The sequence below is a fragment of the Williamsia sp. M5A3_1d genome (genome assembly GCF_053345315.1).
In genome coordinates, this window is sequence record NZ_JBKEZX010000002.1 from 428,546 (window position 1) to 450,036 (window position 21,491).

Genomic DNA, 21,491 nt, shown 5'->3' on the forward strand with positions numbered 1-21,491 from the left:
CAGGACCGCCCGATCAGCGGGTCTCGGCGCCGGCCAATCCGTCGAGCACCTCGGTGAGCTGCTTCTCGGTGTCGACGCCGACCTTCTCGAAGACGAGCTTCATCGCGGGCGCCGCGATCTTGGCCATCCCCTGCAGGTCGATCTCGTTGGTGTAGGTGACCTCGCTGCCGCTGCCGTCGGGATGGACGGTGATGGTCTCGGTCGAGGTCGCGGTGTCGTTGGTGCCGACCAACACGATGGTGTCGGAGGTGAGGGTGGTCAGCGTGTAGGTCAATTCCGTGCTGACACCGGCGATCTCGGACTTGTTGTGCCAGTTCGCCCCGACGCGGATCGGCCCGTCGTCGTTGCGTGTGCACGTCTGGGTGCCCGGATCCCACTCGGGCGCGTTGCCGAAGTCGGACAGGTACTCGATGACCTGCGCGGGCGACGCGGTCACGGTGAAGGTGCGGGAGACAGTGGGCATGAGGAGCTCCGATGAGGTGGGGCGGCGGCCCGCGACGGGACCGACCAGGGCGCGGGCTGATCGCTGAACCCACCTATCGGCCACTGTAACGCGCTCGGGTAGACCGACCTGTTTACTTTCGGGTGCCGGTCGGTTACCGTTCGAGTACACAGATCAGTTTACCCAGATCGGGGAGGACCCCATGAGCACACCGAACACCGACCACGACCCCGCGACCTCGGGACCGGATCGCGCGCAGTCGTGGGCGACCGTGCCCACACGCACCGTCTCCGTGCGCGACATCGACGTCGCCTACCGCAGCTACGGCCCCACCGGCGGTGTGCCCGTGGTGTTCCTGCACCACCTCGGCGCCAACCTCGACAACTGGGATCCCCGGATCCTCGACGGGATCGCCGCGCGCCATCACGTCATCGCGTTCGACAACCGCGGTGTCGGCGCCACCGGAGGCAGCGTCCCCGACACCGTCGAGGGCATGGCCGACGACGCGATCGCCGTGATCGAGGCACTCGGCCTGACGCAGGTCGACCTGTTCGGTTTCTCCCTCGGCGGCTTCGTCGCCCAGGTGATCGCCACGGTCCGCCCCGACCTGGTCCGGAAGCTGATCCTCACCGGAACAGGCCCGGCCGGTGGTGAGGGCATCACCGACGTCACGCGGGTCACCTACTCCGACAGCATCAAGTCGGTCCTCACCGGGAAAGACCCGAAGACCCGCCTGTTCTTCACCCGGACCGCGAACGGCAAAGCACAGGCGAAGGCCTTCCTCTCCCGACTGAAGGAGCGCACCGACGATCGGGACAGGGCCATCTCACTGCGCGCCTTCCGCACGCAGCTCACGGCGATCCATTCCTGGGGCGCCCAGACACCCGCCGACATCGGCACCATCAGCGCGCCCACACTGGTCGCGAACGGCGACGACGACCGCATGGTCCCGACCTCGAACTCGCACGATCTCGCGCGCCGCATCCCGAACGCGACCCTGCGGATCTACCACGATGCAGGCCACGGCGGGATCTTCCAGGCTCACGACCAGTTCGTGCCCACCGCACTGGAATTCCTGGAGGCCTGAGATGAAGGCATTCGTCATCGACAAGTATTCCGGCCCGGTGCACGCCGCCGAGGTCCCGTCGCCCACCGTCGGCCCCGATGACGTGCTGGTGAAGGTGGCGGCGGCGAGCGTCAACCCGCTCGACATGCTCATCCGCGGCGGCACGTTCAAGCAGCTCCTCAAATACCGGTTCCCGCTCACGCTGGGCCACGACGTGTCCGGCACCGTGACCGAGGTGGGCTCGAATGTCACGGGGTTCGCGGTCGGCGACGAGATCTTCTCGCGCCCTCGGGATCTGCGGATCGGCACCTTCGCCGAGTACATCGCGATCGATCAGCGCGACGTGGCGCCCAAACCCGCATCGCTGTCGTTCGCCGAGGCGGCCGCGGTGCCACTCGTCGCGCTCGCGGCGTGGCAGATGCTGGTCGACACCGCTCACATCGGGCCGGGCTCGAAGGTGCTGGTGCACGCGGGCGCCGGCGGCCTCGGGTCGACTGTGGTGCAGCTCGCCCATCACCTCGGCGCCCATGTGGCGTCCACCGCGGGGACACGCTCCCGCGATCTCGTGGCGAGCCTCGGAGCCGACGAGGTGATCGACTACCGGACAGCCGATTTCGTCGACGTGGTCTCCGGCTACGACCTCGTCATCGACGCGGTCGGCGGCGAGAACCTGCTGAAGTCGTTCACCGTGCTGCGGCCCGGCGGACTGGCCCTGGGCGTCACCGGTCCGCCGGACGCCGGCTTCGCCCGGCAACTCGGGGCACCGAAACCGTTCGAGTTCGTGCTGTCGCTGCTGAGTCGAAAGGTCCGCAGGGCGGCGGGCAAGAGCGGTGTGACCTACCGGTTCTTCTTCATGCACGCCGACGGTGCGCGCCTGCGCGAACTCGGAGTTCTCTACGACCAGGGTGTGCTGCGTCCGGTCGTCGACTCGACGTTCGGGTTCGAGGACACCCTGGACGCGCTCGCGTACGTCGAGTCAGGAAAGACGGCAGCCGGGAAGGTCGTCATCACGCACGCCTTGTGACCCCGATCGACGCATGATAAAACTTCGTTATGACCCCCCTCGGAGCCACATCCGCACGCCCGGTGAACAAGGCGGCGGTCCTCGTGGCGCTGTGCGCCGCGGTGTTCGTCGTCAACGTCGCGACCACGATCGTGAACATCGCACTGCCGGTGATGGTCGTCGAACTCGACGCCTCCACGCGTGACCTGCTGTGGATCGTCGACGCGTTCAACCTGGCCTTCGCGGCGCTTGTGCTCGCGGCGGGATCGCTCAGCGATCGATTCGGTCGGCGCGCCTTCCTGATCGGTGGTCTCGCGGTGTCGGTGATCGCGTCGCTGGCAGGGGCGTGGAGCCCGAACCCCGACGTGCTCATCGCGTGGCGCGTCCTGGCCGGTGTGGCCGCGGCGGTCGTCTACCCGGTCACGTTGTCGATCCTGACCAACGTGTTCATCGAGCGGTCCGAGCGCGTCAAGGCGATCGGTCTGTGGGGCGCGGCGACCGGCATGTCCGTCGCCGTCGGTCCGGTGGTGGGCGGTGCACTCGTCGAATCCTTCTGGTGGGGTTCGATTCTCGTATTTGTCGCCACCGCGTCGCTCGTCGCGCTGATGCTCGCACTCCGTTTCGTCCCGGAGTCGCGGGATCCCTCGGTCCCGCCACTGGACGTGCTGGGTCTCGTCCTGTCGACCCTCGCGCTCGGCAGCCTCGTCTACACGATCATCGAGGCCCCCGACCGCGGCTGGGCGAGCGCGGCCACACTCGGCGGCTTCGCGGCCGCGGCGGTGTTGCTGACGGTGTTCGTCCTGCAGGAGATCCGGGTGGAGCACCCGATGCTCGACGTGCGGCTGTTCGCCAACATGCGGTTCACCGCCGCCAGCGGTGCGGTTACCGGTGCGTTCTTCGCGTTGTTCGGCTTCATCTTCCTCGTCACGCAGTACCTGCAATCGGTGCTCGGCTACGGCCCCCTCGAGACCGGTCTGCGCATGCTGCCCGTCGCCGGCTCGATCGCCGTGGCCTCCCTCATCGGTCCGCAGCTCGCGGTGCGGGTCGGCACCAAGGTCGTCGTCGCGGCCGGACTCGCCTTGATCACGGGCATGTTCTGGTGGACGGCGACGTCGGAGGTCGACACCGCCTACGCGATCATCGCGAGTCAGATGCTGCTGCTCGGAACCGGTCTGGGCTTCATCAGCGCACCCGCCACGGAGGCGATCATGGGTGTGGTCTCCCCGGAGAAGGCCGGCATGGGGTCGGCGGTCAACGACGCGACCCGCGAGTTCGGCGGCACCCTCGGCGTCGCGGTGATCGGTTCCATCGCTCTGTCGGTCTACCGCGAATCGCTCGACACCGACGCACGGTCGCTGCCCGCGCAGCTCGTCGATCCCGCCCGCGATTCCATCGGCGCCGCGCTCGAGGCCTCGAAGGTCGCCGCGAGCCAGTTCGGCGAGGTGGGAGCCCGTGCCGGGGCGCAGCTCTCCGACATCGCCCGATCGGGATTCGTCGACGGTTTCACCACCGGCTGCATCGTCGCCGGAGCGGTGACCGCGGTCGTCGGCGTCCTCACGCTGATCTTCCTCCCCTCCCATCCCGGCGACCCCGACGGCATCAGCGCCGCCGACGGCGATCCCGCGGCGGCGCTGATGGACTCGGCGACACGACCCCGCGCGTGACGTGCGCGGTCCCCGGCTCGGTCAGACCGTGGGTCGCACAGCCTGCAGTTCCGCACCGACCCCGGCATCGGCCGAGTCCGCAGACTGCGCACGACCGGGAAGGAACGCGGCGAGAACGAGGGCCGCGATCGCGCCGGCGGCCGCGATGAGCAGGACCACCTTGAAGGCATTCTCCGACGGGGTGAGTCCATCGGACAGGGTCATGCCCGCCAGCACCACACCGGCGATCGCCGAGGCGAACGACGTTCCGACCGAACGCATCAGAGTGTTGAGGCTGTTGGCCGCCGCGGTCTCCGTGGCGGGCACCGCCCCCATGATCAACGCGGGCATGGCGCCGTAGGCGAGTCCGATACCGGCGCCGATCAGGATCGACACGAGCACGAACTCCCACAGGCTCGTCAGGGTGAGCGCGGCCAGGATGTAGGCGCCGGCGACGACGACCGCCCCGGCCATCAGAGTCACCCTCGGCCCCATCGAGGCGCTGATCCTCGCCGAGATGGGCGAGACCAGCATCATCACGAAGCCCGACGGAGCCATCACCAGGCCGACGACCAACAGCGACTTGCCGAGTCCGTAGCCGGTCGATTCGGGCAGCTGAAGCATCTGCGGGAACACCAACGACATCGCGAACATGGCGACACCGAACACGACCGCGGCCAGGTTGGTCAGCAGGACCTGGCGGCCGACGGTGACCCGGAGGTCGACCAGCGGGCGCGGGGTGCGCAGCTCCCACAAGGCCCACACGGCAAAGGCCGCCGCAGCGAGAGCGAACATCGCCAGCGTCAGACGACCGGTCCAACCCCAGTCCCCACCCTTGGAGATCGCGAGCAGCAGCCCGACGAGCGCCGTGGAGAGGGTGACCGCTCCGACGTGGTCGAACGAGCCGCCGGTGCGGACCTGCGATTCCGGCAGCACCACGGCGATGAGCACGAGCACCACGCCACCGAGGACGGTCGAGACCCAGAACAGCATGTGCCAGTCGAAGTTGTCGGCGATGACAGCCGAGATCGGTAGGCCCAGTGCGCCGCCCACGCCGAGCGAGGCAGAGATCATCGCGGTCGCCGAGCCGAGCCTCTCTTTCGGCAACACGTCGCGAAGAATGCTGATGCCCAGGGGCACGACGCCTGCGGAAAGCCCCTGCAGCACACGGCCGATGATCAGCGGGATGAGTGATCCGCTCAGCGCCCCGATCACCGAACCGACGATCAGCGACACCACGCTGATGAGCAACATGCGACGTTTGCCGAACATGTCGCCGAGTCGGCCGACGATCGGAGTCGACACCGCGCCGGCGAGCAGTGTCGCGGTGATGACCCATGACGTGTCCGACGGTTTCGCCTCGAGCAGCGTGGGAAGTTGCGGGATGATCGGGATCAGCAGTGTCTGCATCAGTGAGACGACGATGCCGGCGAGTGCGAGCGAGACGATGATCAGTGTGACGTTCGGAGCCGTCGACTCTCGCGTCGTGAGGTGGGTGGACATGACGGTCGATCCCTTCGGAAGGTGGGCGTTCTGGGGAGAAAGTAAAGCAACTGACTGACTTAAACAAGCACATTGATCGACTAGGCTCGGAGGTGGCAGGGACGTCGCGTTCTCCCTCGAAGGAGGATCAGGTGAGTCAGAAGACGACCAGGAACAGCCGTGCCGAGGCGACCCGGGACGCGATCCTGGCCGCCGCCGAGCGGCTCTTCGCCGAAGACGGCATCAACACGGTCTCCAATCGGCAGGTCAGCGAAGCGGCGGGACAGGGGAACAACGCCGCAGTCGGCTACCACTTCGGCACCAAGGCCGATCTGGTGAGCGCGATCATCGCCAGACATGCCCCCTCGATCGATCGCGGTCGCGCCGACCTGGTGCGCGCTCACCGAGGCTCCGGCGACATCCGTGCGTGGGTGTCGTGCCTGGTACTGCCGGTCACGGATCATCTCGCCACCCTCGGCGGTGAGAGCTGGTACGCGCGCTTCTGCGCGCAGGTCTCCACCGATCCCGAACTCCGCCCGTTGCTGGTCAACGAGGCCACCGTGTCCCAGTCGCTGCGTATCGCCGTCAACCAGCTCGCAGAGTGCACTCCCGATCTCGACGACAACATCCGCAACGTCCGCAACTCGATGGCGCGGTTGCTCGTCACACACGGCTGCGCCGAGTTCGAGCGCTACCTGGCTCGCGAGGATGCGGACCCGTCGACCTCGTGGGAGCGATGCGGTCACGACCTCGTCGACGCGATCGTGGGTATCTGGGCAGCACCCGTCACCCCTTGATTAAGTCAATTGATTGACTTTTAACGGCCGCTGCCTTCTACTGATGGGGCGGCCGGGCATCACGCCCGGCCGACCACCATCGAAGGCACAGCGTGACCACCATGAAGAAGATCCTCGGCTCCACTCCCGTCCTCGGATTCCTGTTCCTGTTCAACCTCGCCGTCGCCGTCGGCGGACTGTTCGTCCTCGAAGGTTTCCAGCAGATCGCCGTGCCGGCCGTGATGGCCGTCATCTCGCTGGGCGCCGGCGGTGCGCTGCTCGCCAAGCACCGCACCCGGCGTGCCCAACTCGCCGTTCCCGTGGCGGTGTCGGCATGAGATCCGTCATCGTCAGCGGGCCGGGAACGGTCGACGTCATCGACGTCCCCATGCCCACATGCGGTCCCACCGACATCCTGGTCCGCGTCCGCGCATGCGGCATCTGCGGTTCGGACACGTTCTACATCCAGATCGGTGGCATCCCACCGCGACAGGGCGCCACCCCGCTGGGCCATGAGCCGGCAGGAGAGGTCGTCGAGGTCGGCTCCGAGGTCCGAGGCCTCTCCGTGGGGGATCACGTGGTGGTCAATCCCATCGGCGCGGGCAGCGAACTGATGGGAAGCGGCGGCCCCCACGGCGGACTCTCGGAGTACGTGGTGATCTCCGACGCCGAGATCGGCACCAACGTCGCCGTCATCGCCGACGACGTGCCCTTTCACGTGGCCGCATTGAACGAGCCGATGGCCGTGGCCCGGCACGCCGTCAACCGCACCGCGCCGAACTCCGGTGACACCGTGATGGTCTTCGGGGCCGGGCCGATCGGCCTGGGTGCGGTGATCGGGTACAAGCTCAGTGGCGCAGCGCATGTGGTGGTTGTCGACATCATCGCCTCACGTCTGGAGAAGGCTCTCGTCGTCGGCGCCGACGCGGTCATCAACTCCCTCGACGAGGACCTGGCAGCACGGCTGACGAGCTGCACGGCCCGGGCAGCACCGCGATGGGCAAGCCGCGCGGTGGCACCGACATCTACCTCGATGCCGCCGGCGTCCCCGCCGTGCTCGACACCGCCTTCGCGTGTGCGAAACAGAACGCGACCATCGGGATCGTGGCCGTGCACAAGAAGCCGGTCCCGGTCGATTTCGGCGCCCTGCTCGGACCGGAGGTGAACATCGTGACCGCCATGGGTTATCCGGATGAGATCTTCGAGGTGACCGACGAGATCGCCGACCACTGGGAGAAGTTCGCGGTCATCGTCAGCGATCGGTTCGCCTTCGACGACGTGCGCACCGCACTCGAGACCGCAGGCACGCCGGGCGCGGCCGACAAGGTGGTCGTCACCTTCGACTGAGCGGTGCACTCACGGTGAACCCGCGCCGTCGGCATTTGTCACCACCGTGCCGTGTTTGTCGCTATCGTCCTGCGGGTGCACACCACCGCGCGACCCGCGCCACGCGCCACCGGCCGCAGGCAGGGGGCGCGCCTCCTCCCTCTGGTCGCGGCCGCCTCTCTGGTGCTGTCGCTGGTCATCGGGCTCACGGTCGACGGATTCACGCTGTGGGGTTTCCTCCCGATCGGCCTGTACGGGATTCTCGCCGCCCTCGGGATGCCGATCCTGAAGGCCACCGTCGTCGCGGTGGGATCGGGCCTGGCGATCCTGCTACCCGGCCCCGGCGTCGCACTGGACATGGCCCGCGAGGCCGCGACCGATCAAGTGACCGTGATCGGTGTGGTGATCCTGCTCGGCGGCGCGCTCGCGGAGATCCTCCGCGCGACGGGCGCCGCGAAAACGATCGTGACGACCGCGATCCGTCTCGTCGGCACCTCGAATCCGACGGCGGTGGCCAACGGAATCATGCTGACGTGCCTTCTCCTGGTGGCGGCGCTGGGCACCCTGGCAGGCGCGCTCGCCGTCGCGGTGCCGGTGTTGTTGCCCGTCGCCGCACGCGCAGGCCTCACTCGTTCGGCGACCGCGGCCGCCGTGTTCATCGGCGGCTGTGCGGGTTTCGCGGTCGCACCGTTCGCCGGAGGCAACATCGCGATCATGGGCGCGGCCGATGTCGGCTACCTGTCGTACCTGCTCCACGGTGGTGGTCCGCTGGCTGTGGTGTCCATCGCGGTGGGCATGATCGTGGTCCCGTGGATGCAGCGACGCACCCGGGACACCGACGACCACTACTCCCCCGACGAGCTGATCGCAGTGGGATCCGATGCGGCACAGATCGGTGACGACCGTCGCGCCACCCGCGCCGCCCTCGTGTTCGCCGTGACGCTCGTGGTTGTACTCGTCGTCGCGACCGTCACGACGGCAGGTGTCGCACTGCCCTTGATCGCATTGCCCCTGATGTCGGTGGCCACCGCTCTCGGAGCTGGGATGTCACCGAAGGCGTTCGTGCTCAGCGCCGTTCGCGGTGCGGCGAACCTGGCGTGGTTGTTCGCCCTCTTCGTGCTGTTGGCCGTGTTGTTCACCGCGATCGCACGCATCAACCCGTTCGCCGTCGTCCTCGGTTCCTACGGTGACGACATCGGCCACCTGTCGCCGTTCCTGCTCGCGATGACCGTCGCGGCGATCGGCTGGGTCGGGGTACCGGGCGCCTCTGCCGCCCAGGTCGTGTTGCTGGACAAAGTGTTCGGCGAGTTGGCTGCGGTGGCCGGGATCGGGGCCGGAGTGTGGGTGGTGGTGCTGCTGTTCGCCTCGAAGGCCGACACCTATGGGCCGCTGCCGAACGTGAACATGCTCGGCGTGATGGGGCTGTGCCGATCGGCCGATGTGCGCAACATCCTCATCGTCGGGTGGTGCGTGCTCGTCCCCGCAGTCCTGATGTACACCGCGCTGATATTTCTCGGTACTCGCTAGGGGCAGGACTCATCCGCGCTCGGCGCCACCCGAGCCGTTGTCGGTCCACCACGTGAGCGCGTCTGCGGCGGACTGCTCGGCGCGGGCACGGTCGTCGCCCATCCCCACGAACTGGTTCACGGCCATCGGGGCGAGCACCTCGAGCACCGGATCGGCGAATCGCGTGAAATTGCCGGCCGCCTCCAGCGTCACGAAGCCGTGCACGAAACTCCACAGTCCGGCCGCCACCTGGTGGCCGTCGGTCATCGAGATGCGACCGGTGTCGACCAACCGGTGCGACGCCGCGGCCAACACGTCGTAGGTCTCGGCGAACCGCGCGGCGGGGTCGCTGTCGGCCCCGGGTGCGACGGCGCGATAGGTGCCTCGGGTCGACAGGCCGAACATCATGTCGTACAGGTGCGGGTTTCGTTGCGCCAGTTCGCGGTTGACGAGGGCCATCCCGAACAACTGCGCCCCCGGGTCGGGCCCGGAATGCGCGGCCCGGTCCATCGTGTCCGTCAAGGTTCGATAGCCCTGCGCCACCACCGCGGCGAGAAGCTCCGTCATGCCGCCGAAGTGGTGGTAGACGGTGATCGTCGACAACCCGGCCGCCTCGGTGATGCGCCGCACCTTGATCTCCGACGGGCCGACCTGTCCCAGCAGATCGATCGTGGCGGCCACGAGTCGATCGGGGACGGAGGGCTCGGTCACCGGTCAGTCCCGCAGCGGGACGGTGGTGGACCAGATCGTCTTGACCGGTGCCGCGGCGACGATCTCGCCCAGTCGGCTCTTGCCTTCCGGGGTCAGGCGCCAGCGGGCGTACGCGGCATGATCCTCGGTCGTCGCCCAGTGCTCGACCACCATGATGTGGCACGGGTCGTCGTCGTCGACACGAACCTCGATGCCCTCGTTCCCCTGCCAGGCCCGGGTCGCGACCAGCGTCTCGTCGATGATGCCGGGCGCGGCGTCGAGCTGCGCGGGGTCGAGGTGCAGTTCCAGGAGGACAAGTGTGGCCATACCTCCATCCTGCCGTATCACCAGTTCGGGAGTCCCCACGATCAGCGGGTCAGGTCCAGTACAGAAGTTGTGCGTCGGGCAGGACGGCATCGAGTTCGGTGACGAACCACGACCGCATCGCCGACATGGTCTCGCGGGGGTAGACGTACTCGACGCCGCCGAACTTGTTGCGTTTCGCGGTTCGTGAGTCCTCGTCCATCTCGAGTTTGGTCGCCGGGTACCAGCTGAGCAATACGTCTTTGCTCGACGCGGTGAACCGGTGGGTGATGATCTCGACGGTGAGATCGAGATCGGGCACCGTCTTCAGCGCCTCGGCCACGTCGGCGAGCAGACGGCCGTACTGCTCGCGCCACCCGGGGATCGGCATGATCGGGGCGATGGTCAGGCCCACCCGGTAACCGGCGAGGGCGAGCTGTCGTAGCGCGCGGATGCGGGCGGGCATGCGGGCGGTGCCGCCCTCGAACCGGTGGGCGATGTCATCGGCGTTGACCGACAGTCGCACGCGGGAACGACGGCCGTGATCGATGGCCAGCAGGTCGGCGACGTCGTCGAACTTGGTGGTGAACCGCAACGACACCCCGTCGCCGTAGGTTCCTGCGCCCACTCTCCTGATGGCCTCGGACAGGGACCCGGTCACGTGTTCGATACCGAGCGGGTCGGTGTAGCAGGACATCTCGAACGTGGTCCCCTCGTGACCACGCTCGGCAGTCCCCGAGGTGATGGTGCCGCGACCGGCGTGGGTGCCGATCCCGGCGAGCACGTCGTCGATGTTCGCGTACACCCGGGTGATCGGTGGGCCCGAGAGTGAGCCGGCGAGATAGCAGTACTGGCAGTGGGCGGGACAGCCCTTCGCGAGGTCGATACGCCAGTCGGCGCTGGGCGGGATCGGTTGAGGCTTCACCGCACTCGGAGGGGCGACCACGACCGCGAGCGTCTTCTTCGCGAGTGCGTACGTCTGGCGCTCGGTCGCGCCGCGCAGGCCGGTCAGCCGGTCCCCGGACAACATGTCGATGTCGGAAACGCCTGCAGCCTCGCACCTCCGGATGATCTCGGCGGCATGCGGCAACTCGGACGCCGATCGGGTGACCATGACGCGTGACGGAGTCCAGATCTTCGCTGGAGGGGTCAATAGGTCATCCACCCTTGGTCAACGCCGGGGACCAGGTCGATCCTTCCCGCCAGTCGTTGCATCGACCGTGAGCGTGGTAGTTCTCATCCTCGTCGTCGCCGGCATCGCCGGGGGCGGTGACGAGAAGCCCCCAACCGACGTCGCGGCAGGTACAACACCACCGGCGAGCACGGTCACCGTTATCGCCGAGCCCACGACGACACAGGCCCCCACTCAGGCGGCGCCCGTCGCGCCGCCTCAATCGGACACAGAAACGTCGACGACACCCCCTCCCGCTGCCGAGCCTGCGGTCATGCCTGCAGTGGTGCGCATGAACTTGCAAGATGCACAGGACCGCATTCAAGAGAACGGTGTGTTCTTCTCGCGTAGCGAAGACGCGACCGGTCAGGGCCGGCGGCAAGTCATGGATCGGAACTGGATCGTGGTGGCGCAGGATCCAGCGCCCGGCTCTCCAGTGTCTGAGGCTGAGGCTGTTCTGTCCGTGGTCAGGGAGTCCGAACCAAACAATTGCTGACAGCTGTTGTGCGTTGACTCAAGATCGCCAGTACTGCACCCACGCATCGTCGAATTGATCGCCGCAACATCCTGTCCGCGTTCCGCGGAACGCGGTCAGGCGGCGTTCGGGGTGAGGTGTTGTCCGGTGCGCCATTCCCAGCCGGCGTAGAGGACTTCGAGGGTGTAGCCGAGGTCGAGGCGTCCGCCGCCGACGGGTTCGATGGCGTCGGGGGCGATGGCGGGGTCGGCCCGCCAGGTCACCGGAGCTGACGTGGTGGGTGCGGTCTCGATCAAAGTGCCGTCGGGGCGGTGGAACGTGAAATGTTGCTCACCGTGGGCTCGGATTCCGAATTGGCCGTGGTGCAACGCCCGGTGGTGGGTGGAGCACAGCATGATCAGGTTGTCGGGATCGGTGGTGCCGCCCTCGCTACAGAACCGCACGTGGTGGGCGTGGAGATGTCGGGTCCGGCCGCATCCGGGATGCCGGCACCCACGGTCGCGTTCGAACACCAACCGCAGCAACGTGTGTGTCGGTAGGCGGCGTTTACGTCCCCACCGCAACACCACACCGTTTCGGCCCTTCCGCTTCTTCACGACCCGTGTCGATCCGCCACACGACGCCTCATCGACCTCGGCCTCCGAGATCGCCGGGCCCGTGTCGAGGTGGGAGTCGGTCGGGGAGTCGTCGACGTCGGAATCGGTGTGGATGACGATTTCGGCGCCCGGCGCGAACTCCGGCATCGCCACGATTGCCTGCATGGTGTCGGCCATCGCCACCACCGCCTCGGCGATGTTCGACGGCACATGGCGCCACAGATCGGTCGACGACGGCGCGTTCCGCGGAACGTCGGCGGCGTCGGTCGCGGTGGGGTCGGGGAGTGGGAGGTCGGGGTCGTCGGCGGTGCGGGTGCGTTCGTATTCGCTGCGGACGACGCCGGCCAGGAACCGGGCGCCGTCGAGCGGGGCGAGGCGCATCGTCACCGACAGAGTGCCGTCGTCGTTCCACCCCCACCGTGCGCTCGAGTCCACTCGGCCGGTATCGGATTCATCGGCGGCGCGGTCGATGTGGCGTATCGACCGGACGATTTGTTCGACCTGCGCCGCGGTCGCCGACAACGCCACCGACACAAGTTCTTCCTCCCGATCCGGGGTCGCGACCCGTGTCAGTGCACGGACCTTCGAATACGACAGGCGGCCGTCGGCGAACGCTGCGTGCATCTGCGGCAGGTCAGCCAAGGCGTGGGCGATGCGTAGGTGGTCCTGGGCGGTGCGTAGCGACAACCCGGTCCGCCATGACAACCAGTGCGCACACGATGCGATGCCCTCACCTGACCACACCCCACGGGTGTCGAACTCACGTAACAGGTCCAGGAACCGGGCGGTCAGCGCCGCGATCTGGGAGGCGTATACCACCACCCGCTCGGTCAACTGATCGTCCGACAACCCCTCGGGACCCATGGTGCTGAACAGGTCCTCAGGCCCCGGCTGCGCCGTACGGATAGCTGTAACCGTCATGTATCCCCCCGATGACCTGCGGTTATGAAGTGGCACAAGGATATCGGAGGCGTCTGACACTCGGATCCGACCGCGCTCCGCGGAGCGCGGCGTCCATGACCGCCACCGTGCCGCACCCTTCTAGAATGTTCGAAGTCCGTGACGTGGCCCACCGAAGAAGGGAGCGATGATGACCTCGGCGATCGAGTCGTATCTTCGCGACTTCAGCAGGTTCCAAGCCATCACCGCGAAGATGGAGCGGGCGGTCACGTTGCGGCTCACCGAGTCGTTCATCGCGGTCCATGCTGTCCAATCCCGTACGAAGGAGCCCGATTCCGCGGCGGGCAAGTTCGCGCGGCTCGACGAGTCCGGGGTCCCGATCTTCACCGACCCGCTGCACGAGGTCACCGACCTCGTGGGCGTCCGGGTGATCACGTACCTCACGTCCGACATCGATCGCGTCGAGCAGGCGCTGACGTCGACGTTCGAGGTGCGGCAGCGGGTCGACAAGACCTCGGTCACGCAGAGCGCCGGCACCTTCGGCTACGCGGGAAGGCATCTGATCCTGCGCGCCGACGACGAATTCGATTTCGAGGTGCAGATCCGCACGGTGCTGCAACATGCGTGGGCCGAGATCGAGCACGGCATCCGTTACAAGGGTTCGCGCACCGGGCAGTCGGCTCCGATCGACCGGGCGTTCACGCTCGCCGCCGGTCTGATCGAGTTGGCCGACGCACAGTTCGCCGAGGTCGACACGCTCCACAAGAACGATCTCGCGCACGCCCGCGCCACCGAGGAGATCGAGATCAACACGCTGCAGGAAGTGCTGACAGCCGCTCTCCCCCACATCAATCCGGCACGTGCGAACGCCTACGAATGGTTGATCGCGCTGCTGGCCGCGAACGGGATCGTGGTGCGTGAGGATCTCGACGAGTTCCTCGCCACCGCCGACGTCGAGGCCGTCGTGGCGGCGATGGACTACAAGTTCGAACCCACGCACGTCCGGCTGGTCGACGACCTCCTCCTCGCCCGTTTCGGTGAGGACCACATCGAACGGACCGCCGGCATGGCCTCGGACAGGGATCGTGAACCGAAGCTCCGCTATCGACTGGGGCGGCTCACGCAGAAGTGATGGGCACACTCATTGATGACATCACTTAGCCCATAAGTGATGCTATCGTCGATCGATGGCATCACTTTCAGGGACAGCGATCAGCTACGAGACTTTGCAGTGGCCGATTCCTGACGACGCGGGCCACGGACTGGCGGACCTACGCGCCGCTCGACGACAGGCGGGCCACTACCGCGCCGCGATACCGGCGGTCATCGCAGGGCTGCAGATCGATTTGCCGGCGCACATACTTGCTGATGCCGATGAGGCCAGTCGCGAGGTGGCGAGGTTCGACGCCGAGCTCGGAGATGAGATCGCGCCTTTCGCTTCGGTCCTCCTCCGATCGGAGTCCGCGGCCAGCTCCACCATCGAGAACCTCACGGCCTCCGCGCGCGCCATCGCCGAGGCCGAAACACTCGGCTTGACCGGGCGCCGCAACGCGGCGCTGATCGTCGGCAACACCGATGCGATGAGAGCGGCCGTCGCACTGGCAGATCACATCGACCACGACGCGATCCTCGCGATGCACTCCGCTCTGATGAGAACCGGCGACCCCGGGGCGGCCGGCCGATGGCGCACGGAGCAGGTGTGGATCGGAGGCGGCTCTTTCGGACCCCGCGGAGCCGACTTCATTGCGCCCCAACACGATCGCGTTGCGCCGGCCATCTCCGACCTGCTGGCCTTCGCGGGGCGCGGTGACATCCCCACGCTGCCCCAGGTCGCGATAGCCCATGCACAATTCGAGACGATTCACCCGTTCACCGACGGCAACGGCCGCACCGGGCGCGCCCTGGTGCAGGCCATGCTGCGCAACAAGCGACTCACCCGGCAGATCACTGTCCCGGTCTCTGCGGGTCTCCTGGCCGACACCGACGCCTACTTCGCTGCACTCGGGTCATACCGAGAGGGAGACCCCGACCCTATCGTCGAAAGATTCTCCTCCGCAGCAGTTCTCGCCGTCGTCAATGGCCGACACCTGATCAGTGATCTCCGCACGATACGAGCACGATGGGATTCGCAGATCACGGCGCGTCGCGACTCGGCCGTCCACCGCGTCGCTGATCTGCTCGTCAGACAACCCGTGTTCAACGCGGTGACCCTGCAGCACGAACTCGGCATCACCACGGGCAACGCCCGCAGATACATCGACCCACTCGTCACGGCCGGTGTCATCGTCGAGTTCACCGATCGCGCGCGTAATCGTGCATGGCGAGCACCCGAGGTGCTCGGCGCACTGGATGCATTCGCCGAACGCGCCGGGCGGCGGACGTTCGGGAGATGAGCTACGGCTTTGGCGCCAGGGGCGGTGTGGCTGCGGAGGCATCACGCAAGATCAGTGTGTGGCCAGAGTCGGGATCGAACCGACGACCTTCCGCTTTTCAGGCGGACGCTCGTACCAACTGAGCTACCTGGCCGGATGGTGCCGATGCACCGACCTCCGGTTGATCACCAGAAACCTGGCGACCCTGACGGGACTCGAACCCGCGACCTCCGCCGTGACAGGGCGGCGCGCTAACCAACTGCGCCACAGGGCCTTGCTTGTACAACACGTGCTCCGGCGTATCTCGAGTTGTCACCTCGAACGCCGGGTCAGCGTACCCCCTACGGGATTCGAACCCGCGCTACCGCCTTGAAAGGGCGGCGTCCTAGGCCGCTAAACGAAGGGGGCCAGTTATCTCCGTGGGGAGCTAGATGAGCTTAGGACATGGGTCGGAATTTTCTCAAATCCGCTGACCAGGGGCCCGGGGTCGCCGAAGCGACCCCGGGCCCTTCCAGGTGGTTCGTCAGGCGTGGACGACGGCCGCACCCTCGGGGGTGGCCGGCAGCTTGCCGCTGCGCACCAGCACCGCGGCGATCACACCGCCGGCGGCGAAGATGCCCGCGGCCCACCCGAACGCCGTGGTGTAACTGTGCACCGCGGCGAGCTGGCCCGAGTACGCCGGATTCGAGGCCACCGCCGACGCATGGTCGGTGAGGTAGCTCGCGACGGCACTCGAGGCGATGGTGCTGAGCAGCGCGGTACCGACCGAGCCACCGACCTGCTGCATCGTGTTGACCGTGGCCGACGCGACGCCCGCGTCCTCGGCGGAGACGCCCGAGATCGCTCCCTGCATGGCCGGAGCCATCGACGACCCGATGCCGAGGCCCATGACGATCAGGCCGGGCAGGATGTGCGCCGCATAGGTGCTCGTCTCGGTGAGCTGCGTCAGATAGAGCATGCCGCCTGCGGCGACGAGCATGCCGACCGTCATCAGCCAGCGCGGCCCGAAGCGGGGCAGCAGCACCGACGTCGACAGCGTCGCGGTGAGCACCAGAGCGCCGATCATCGGCAGGAACGCGAGGCCCGTGCTGATGGGGCTGAACCCCAGGTTCTGCTGCAGGTAGTAGGTGAGGAACAGGAAGATGCCGAACATCCCGATGCCGGCGATGAACACCACGAGGTACGAGCCGCCGCGGGTGCGGTCGAGGACGATGCGCAGCGGCAGCAGGGCGTGTGCGGTCCGCGACTGCAGGTAGACGAACACCGCGAGCAACACTGCACCGGCGACCAGCCAGGTGATGGTGGCCCAGTCGGCCCAGCCGTTCGTCTCGGCGTTGGAGAAGCCGTAGACGATGGAGAACAGCGCGGCCGAGACGGTCACGACGCCGGGCATGTCCAGACGGGGCCGCACGGCGGCCTTCTGCGAGCCGATGAACAGCAGCGCACCGACGAGGGCGATCGCGGCGATCACCAGGTTCACGTAGAGGCACCAGCGCCAGTCGGCCCACTCGGTGAGCATGCCGCCGAGCAGCAGGCCGATGGCACCGCCACCGCCGGCGATCGCACCGAAGATGCCGAACGCCTTGCCGCGCTCCTTCGGGTCGGTGAACGTGGTCGTCAGCAGCGACAGGGCCGCGGGTGCGAGCAACGCACCGAAGACACCCTGGCCGGCGCGGGCGAACACGAGCATCTCGAAGTTCACCGCGGCGCCACCGACGGCCGACATCACGGCGAAGCCGACGAGGCCGATCATCAGCGTGGTGCGCCGACCGAAGATGTCGGACAGGCGACCGCCGAGCAGCAGCAGGCTGCCGAAGGCGAGGGCGTAGGCGGTGACGATCCACTGCCGGTCGGCGTTGTCGAAACCGAGCGACGACTGCGCGTGCGGCAGCGCGATGTTCACGATGGTGGCGTCGAGCACCACCATCAGCTGGGCGAGGGCGAGGACGCCGAGGATCACCCAGCGGAGCCGGTGGTGCCGGTCCCCTGCGCTCTCCTCGACTCCCTGCGGGTCGAGGTTCTTGGTCAACGTGGTCATGACATCTCCGAACAAGTAGCTAGGCGGAGGTATTGCCTCCGGTTACGGAGATCACGCTAGCACTAAGTGGAGATTGTGGCTCCACTTGATATGCTGTGATCATGACCACTGCCGATGCGACCCGGACAGAACGGACAGCCGTCGCGGATGCGCCCTGCGCGCGACCGTTGCGCGCCGACGCCGAACGCAATCGGTTGCGCATCATCGCCGCCGCGCGCGAACTGTTCGCCCAGCGGGGACTCGAGGTCACCCTCGACGACGTCGCCGCACATGCCGGGGTCGGGGTGGGAACGGTCTACCGCCGCTTCGACAATCGCGACCAACTGATCGAAGGCGTGTTCGTCGAACATCTCCACGAGGTGGCCACGCGACTGACCGCGGTGTTGGAATCACCCGACACCTGGAACGGGGTGGTCACGCTGTTCACCTACGTCGGCGAATCGATGGCGGGAGACCGAGGCCTGGCGGCGGTGATGATGCGCATCGACCACACCGCGCCGGCGATCGAGACAGCGAAGACGGCCATGACCACGTTGATCGAGGAGGTGCACCGCCGCGGGGTCGACGAGGGCGTGGTGCGTCCAGAGATCGAACGGACCGACTTCTTCGCCTTCTTCACCATGCTCTCGTCCATTGCCGAGGTCACCGAGTCGACCGCTCCGGGCACGTGGCGGCGCTACCTGGAACTGATGCTGGACAGCATGCGCGCCGACGGTGAACGCCACCCGTTGACGATCCCCGCGTTGACCGACGAGCAGATCCGCGACGCGCAGGCCGCGCGATGCCGGACCCGGTGAGCCGTCTGTAAACTCCCTCGTGCCGCGGTTCGCCGCAGGCATCCGCCCCTATAGCTCAGTTGGTAGAGCTACGGACTTTTAATCCGCAGGTCGTAGGTTCGAGCCCTACTGGGGGCACTCTTCTGGGGGCACTCTTCGCTCAGTGCGCGTGGCTCGGATGACAGCAGTCGCAGAGTTCACCGCTCCAGCCGAATCCATGACCGGCCGAGATCTCGTCGCAGAAGCACGACATGTGAGCGTCGCCGTGGAACGCGAGCCAGTCGGTCACCCGCTCGACGGCGTCGTCGACGGCGCGATTCCAGCGATGGAGCGTCCGCAGGACCGGCCGGTCGATCAGCGCCGAGTGGTCGCGATGTACGCGATGCTCACAGAGCGGACAGAACTCGACGTCGGACGTCGCCGGCTTCGTGAGAGTGATGGGGGCCACATGTGGAGTATGTCCCAAATTATCGCGCTTTTGTACGGATAATTTGAGAAAGCATACGAACATGCGACATCTGCAATCGCTACTCCGGCAGCCTGTATTCCTGCTTCGGGCGGCCGGTGGTCCCGTACCGCAGCTTCATCGACAACCGCCCGTCGGCGACCAGCGTGGCGAGGTGGCGTCGGGCGGTCGGCGGCGAGATCCCCACCGACACCGAGATCTCGTCGGCGAACACGGGCCCCCGGGCCTCGGTGACCGCAGCCAGGATCGACTGCTCGGTCTGCGACATCTCCTCCGAACGCGGTGCCGCCACGCGTTCACCGCGCATCGTGGCGATGGCCGAATCGACCTGCGACTGGACCAGATTCGACGCCTCCACGATCCTGCGGTACTGCGCGTACCCGGCGAGACGCCGCGCGAGTTCGGTGTTCTCGAACGGCTTGATGAGGTACGCGAGGGCGCCCGCGGTGAGCGCATGTCGGACGGCGGTGGCGCTGTCCTCCGCGGTGACCACGAACGCGTCGCACCGCATCTCGCGGATCAGCTCGATGCCCGACCCGTCGGGCAGATGTACGTCGACGAGGGCGAGATCGATCTCGGGGTGGTCGACGAGCGCGGTGCGCGCCTCGGCCACGCTCCCGACTCGGGCGGTCGTGGTGAAGCCGATCATCGCGTCGGCGATGGAGGCGTGCAGGGCCGCGACGCGGAAGTCGTCGTCGACCACCAGCAGCGACAGGTCGGTTCTCGCCATCACGTCCCCCCGTTCCCGTCGCCGACCACCCTTAAGACCCCGGGTACCCGCGCGACCATCACCGCTCCACCCAACGGGTTCTCTTCCGATACCTCGCCACCGGGGTCACCGATGCTGACATCCCCGCCGTGGCCACGCGCCGATTGACGGGACAGCGCCAAACCCATCCCGCGGCCACCGGGGACGGTCGAGTCGCGATGGCTGGTGACACCCTCGATGAACACGTCGTCCCGGTCGTCGAACACGATGCCGTCGCCGCTGTCGTTCACGGTGACGTGGACGGTGTCACCGTCGGCGACCACCTCGACCTCGACCGTCCGTGGTTCGCGGACGCCGGTGGCCGCCGCGTCGATCGCGTTGTCGACGAGGTTGCCGACGATGGTGATGACGTCGACCGGCGAGGTGAGCTCCCCGTCGATCCAGGTCTGCGGACCGAGAACCAGCGTCACCCCGTGCTCGCGGGCCGAGGCGGCCTTCGCGTCGAGGAACGCCCGCAGGTGCGGTTCGGCGACGTTGTCGAGGCCGGGCGTCTCGATCGCGAAGCGCCCGGTGCCGGCGACCTCGTCGAGATACTCCAGTGCGGCGTCGGCGTGGCCCTGTCGGATGAGGCCCGCCACCACGTGGATCCGGTTGGCCGACTCGTGGCGTTGCGCCCGCAGCGCGTCGGTCATCACCTTGATCGAGGCGACCTCCTGGGTGAGTCCTTCGACATCGGTGCGGTCGATCACCGACACCACCAGGCCGAGATCGCGGCCGTCGCGGCGCACCCGCCGTGAGCTCACCAGCACGATGCGGTCGCCCACCGCCGCTGCGCGAGGGGTCTCGACCGGATCGTGGGCGACCTCGAGAACCCTCGGCGTGAGGCCGATGTCGTCGATGCGGTCGCCGACATCGCCGGTGATGGCGAGGAGATCGCGCGCCCTGTCGTTGATCACGCGCACGATGCCGCGCGCATCGGCGGCCACCACGCCGTCGCCGATGGAATGCAGCACCGCCTCCTGCTCGCGCACCAGCTCGGAGAGCTGGTCGGGTTCGAGGCCGAGGGTGAGCCTGCGCCACCGCCGCGACAGCAGCACCGACCCGATGATGCCGACGAGGAGCGCCGCCGCGGCGAGCGCGGTGGTGGTGACGATGTCGCCGCGGATGTCGCGGCGCACCTGCTCGGTGGAGATGCCGACACTGACCAGACCGACGACGCGTCCGTCGGACCCGCGGATCGGCGTCTTGGCGCGCACCGATTCACCGAGGGTGCCGCGTTCGGTGGCGAGGTCGTCGGATCCCGACAGCGCGCGAAACGGGTCGGTGCTCAACGGTTCTCCGAGCTGGTCGACCTCGGGGTGGGCCAGGCGGATGCCACGGTCGTCGGCGATCACCACGAACAGCGCGCCGGTACGTGCGGCCACGGCCAGGGCCTGCTGCTCGAGCGGCCCGTCCTGCAGGGCGGCGCGGGTGGGATCGAGCGCTCCGGGCGTCAGCCTCGAATATCGGGTGACCTCGGAACGAACCTGCTGATCGCTGGCGACCGACCGCGCGATGGCGAGCGCCCGCTGTGCGTACTCGTCGCGCAGGCGGTCACCGGAACCGGAGACGAGGACACCGAAGCCGACACCGAGGCTCAGCACGATGACGACGATCTGCAGCACCAGCACCTGGTTGCGCAGCTTCATCCGAAAAGGGTAGGCACCCGTCGAACGACGGGTGCCCACCTTGATCGAACTCGATGTGTCGGA

Annotated in this window: 20 protein-coding genes, 4 tRNA genes and 1 pseudogene; 12 read left to right on the forward strand and 13 right to left on the reverse strand. The window is 67.5% G+C overall.

Features of this window, described 5'->3' with window-relative positions; translation table 11 throughout:
- Positions 1–13: 13 nt before the first annotated feature.
- Positions 14–463, reverse strand: coding sequence for an SRPBCC family protein (locus ACLBW1_RS09550; protein WP_447811597.1), 450 nt, complete (start codon positions 461–463; stop codon positions 14–16).
- 181 nt (positions 464–644) lie between these two features.
- Between ACLBW1_RS09550 and ACLBW1_RS09555 the strand changes: the two genes are divergently transcribed.
- Genes ACLBW1_RS09555 through ACLBW1_RS09565 form a run of 3 tightly spaced genes read left to right on the forward strand, consistent with a single transcriptional unit; the run spans position 645 to position 4,175 of the window.
- Positions 645–1,529, forward strand: a complete 885-nt coding sequence (locus ACLBW1_RS09555; RefSeq protein ID WP_447811598.1) for an alpha/beta fold hydrolase — start codon at positions 645–647, stop codon at positions 1,527–1,529.
- A gap of 1 nt (position 1,530) precedes the next feature.
- Positions 1,531–2,532: an NADP-dependent oxidoreductase gene (locus tag ACLBW1_RS09560; RefSeq protein WP_447811599.1), complete on the forward strand. Its 1,002-nt coding sequence runs from the start codon at positions 1,531–1,533 to the stop codon at positions 2,530–2,532.
- Between the two features lie 29 nt (positions 2,533–2,561).
- The gene (locus tag ACLBW1_RS09565; RefSeq protein WP_447811600.1) at positions 2,562–4,175 is read left to right on the forward strand and encodes an MFS transporter; all 1,614 of its coding nucleotides are present in this window, start codon (positions 2,562–2,564) and stop codon (positions 4,173–4,175) included.
- A gap of 21 nt (positions 4,176–4,196) precedes the next feature.
- Here the strand turns inward: ACLBW1_RS09565 and ACLBW1_RS09570 are convergent, their stop codons facing one another.
- Positions 4,197–5,657, reverse strand: coding sequence for an MFS transporter (locus ACLBW1_RS09570; RefSeq protein ID WP_447811601.1), 1,461 nt, complete (start codon positions 5,655–5,657; stop codon positions 4,197–4,199).
- A 131-nt stretch (positions 5,658–5,788) separates the two neighbouring features.
- Here ACLBW1_RS09570 and ACLBW1_RS09575 point away from each other — a divergent pair, with 131 nt between their 5' ends.
- The 4 genes and pseudogenes from ACLBW1_RS09575 to ACLBW1_RS09590 all read left to right on the forward strand — a co-directional run bounded on the left by ACLBW1_RS09575 (position 5,789) and on the right by ACLBW1_RS09590 (position 9,265).
- Positions 5,789–6,433: a TetR/AcrR family transcriptional regulator gene (locus ACLBW1_RS09575; protein WP_447811602.1), complete on the forward strand. Its 645-nt coding sequence runs from the start codon at positions 5,789–5,791 to the stop codon at positions 6,431–6,433.
- A 101-nt stretch (positions 6,434–6,534) separates the two neighbouring features.
- Positions 6,535–6,750 carry a hypothetical protein gene (locus tag ACLBW1_RS09580; RefSeq protein WP_447811603.1) on the forward strand — a complete coding sequence of 72 codons (216 nt, stop codon included), beginning with the start codon at positions 6,535–6,537 and terminating at the stop codon, positions 6,748–6,750.
- Positions 6,747–7,759, forward strand: a pseudogene (locus tag ACLBW1_RS09585) (zinc-dependent alcohol dehydrogenase). Before ACLBW1_RS09580 ends, ACLBW1_RS09585 begins: the two are co-directional and overlap by 4 nt.
- 75 nt (positions 7,760–7,834) lie before the next feature.
- Positions 7,835–9,265 (forward strand): Na+/H+ antiporter NhaC family protein, encoded by a 1,431-nt coding sequence (locus tag ACLBW1_RS09590; protein ID WP_447811604.1) that lies wholly within the window; start codon positions 7,835–7,837, stop codon positions 9,263–9,265.
- A gap of 9 nt (positions 9,266–9,274) precedes the next feature.
- Here ACLBW1_RS09590 and ACLBW1_RS09595 read toward each other — a convergent pair whose 3' ends face one another.
- The 3 genes from ACLBW1_RS09595 to ACLBW1_RS09605 are packed head-to-tail and all read right to left on the reverse strand — an operon-like array spanning position 9,275 to position 11,351.
- Entirely contained in the window at positions 9,275–9,955 is a 681-nt protein-coding gene (locus ACLBW1_RS09595; protein ID WP_447811605.1) for a TetR/AcrR family transcriptional regulator, read from the reverse strand.
- Between the two features lie 3 nt (positions 9,956–9,958).
- Positions 9,959–10,261, reverse strand: a complete 303-nt coding sequence (locus ACLBW1_RS09600; protein ID WP_447811606.1) for a putative quinol monooxygenase — start codon at positions 10,259–10,261, stop codon at positions 9,959–9,961.
- A gap of 49 nt (positions 10,262–10,310) precedes the next feature.
- On the reverse strand, positions 10,311–11,351 hold the full coding sequence (locus ACLBW1_RS09605) for a spore photoproduct lyase family protein (RefSeq protein ID WP_447811607.1): 1,041 nt from the start codon (positions 11,349–11,351) through the stop codon (positions 10,311–10,313).
- A 331-nt stretch (positions 11,352–11,682) separates the two neighbouring features.
- Between ACLBW1_RS09605 and ACLBW1_RS09610 the strand changes: the two genes are divergently transcribed.
- Complete coding sequence (locus ACLBW1_RS09610) at positions 11,683–11,904, forward strand: PASTA domain-containing protein (RefSeq protein ID WP_447811608.1); 222 nt, start codon at positions 11,683–11,685, stop codon at positions 11,902–11,904.
- 95 nt (positions 11,905–11,999) lie between these two features.
- Here the strand turns inward: ACLBW1_RS09610 and ACLBW1_RS09615 are convergent, their stop codons facing one another.
- Positions 12,000–13,400 carry a DUF222 domain-containing protein gene (locus ACLBW1_RS09615; RefSeq protein ID WP_447811609.1) on the reverse strand — a complete coding sequence of 467 codons (1,401 nt, stop codon included), beginning with the start codon at positions 13,398–13,400 and terminating at the stop codon, positions 12,000–12,002.
- 169 nt (positions 13,401–13,569) lie between these two features.
- On the opposite strand from ACLBW1_RS09615, the gene ACLBW1_RS09620 reads away from it, so the two are divergent.
- Both ACLBW1_RS09620 and ACLBW1_RS09625 read left to right on the forward strand, forming a co-directional pair.
- A complete protein-coding gene (locus tag ACLBW1_RS09620; protein ID WP_447811610.1) occupies positions 13,570–14,511 on the forward strand; it encodes a GTP pyrophosphokinase in 942 nt (313 codons plus the stop codon).
- 55 nt (positions 14,512–14,566) lie between these two features.
- A complete protein-coding gene (locus tag ACLBW1_RS09625; protein ID WP_447811611.1) occupies positions 14,567–15,772 on the forward strand; it encodes a Fic family protein in 1,206 nt (401 codons plus the stop codon).
- 59 nt (positions 15,773–15,831) lie between these two features.
- Here the strand turns inward: ACLBW1_RS09625 and ACLBW1_RS09630 are convergent.
- From ACLBW1_RS09630 to ACLBW1_RS09645, 4 genes are all read right to left on the reverse strand, one after another.
- Positions 15,832–15,905, reverse strand: a tRNA-Phe gene (locus ACLBW1_RS09630).
- 43 nt (positions 15,906–15,948) lie between these two features.
- A tRNA-Asp gene (locus tag ACLBW1_RS09635) sits at positions 15,949–16,025 on the reverse strand.
- Positions 16,026–16,086: 61 nt separating this feature from the next.
- Positions 16,087–16,159: transfer RNA gene (locus ACLBW1_RS09640), tRNA-Glu, on the reverse strand.
- A 115-nt stretch (positions 16,160–16,274) separates the two neighbouring features.
- Positions 16,275–17,789: a DHA2 family efflux MFS transporter permease subunit gene (locus ACLBW1_RS09645; RefSeq protein WP_447811612.1), complete on the reverse strand. Its 1,515-nt coding sequence runs from the start codon at positions 17,787–17,789 to the stop codon at positions 16,275–16,277.
- A 101-nt stretch (positions 17,790–17,890) separates the two neighbouring features.
- Here ACLBW1_RS09645 and ACLBW1_RS09650 point away from each other — a divergent pair, with 101 nt between their 5' ends.
- The gene (locus tag ACLBW1_RS09650; protein ID WP_447811613.1) at positions 17,891–18,586 is read left to right on the forward strand and encodes a TetR/AcrR family transcriptional regulator; all 696 of its coding nucleotides are present in this window, start codon (positions 17,891–17,893) and stop codon (positions 18,584–18,586) included.
- Between the two features lie 44 nt (positions 18,587–18,630).
- Positions 18,631–18,703, forward strand: a tRNA-Lys gene (locus ACLBW1_RS09655).
- A 22-nt stretch (positions 18,704–18,725) separates the two neighbouring features.
- On the opposite strand, the gene ACLBW1_RS09660 is transcribed toward ACLBW1_RS09655, so the two are convergent.
- The 3 genes from ACLBW1_RS09660 to ACLBW1_RS09670 all read right to left on the reverse strand — a co-directional run bounded on the left by ACLBW1_RS09660 (position 18,726) and on the right by ACLBW1_RS09670 (position 21,428).
- Positions 18,726–19,013, reverse strand: coding sequence for a hypothetical protein (locus tag ACLBW1_RS09660; RefSeq protein WP_447811614.1), 288 nt, complete (start codon positions 19,011–19,013; stop codon positions 18,726–18,728).
- A 79-nt stretch (positions 19,014–19,092) separates the two neighbouring features.
- A complete protein-coding gene (locus ACLBW1_RS09665) occupies positions 19,093–19,761 on the reverse strand; it encodes a response regulator (protein ID WP_447811615.1) in 669 nt (222 codons plus the stop codon).
- Positions 19,761–21,428, reverse strand: a complete 1,668-nt coding sequence (locus ACLBW1_RS09670) for an ATP-binding protein (RefSeq protein WP_447811616.1) — start codon at positions 21,426–21,428, stop codon at positions 19,761–19,763. The genes ACLBW1_RS09665 and ACLBW1_RS09670 overlap by 1 nt, the downstream gene beginning before the upstream one ends.
- Between the last annotated feature and the right edge of the window lie 63 nt (positions 21,429–21,491).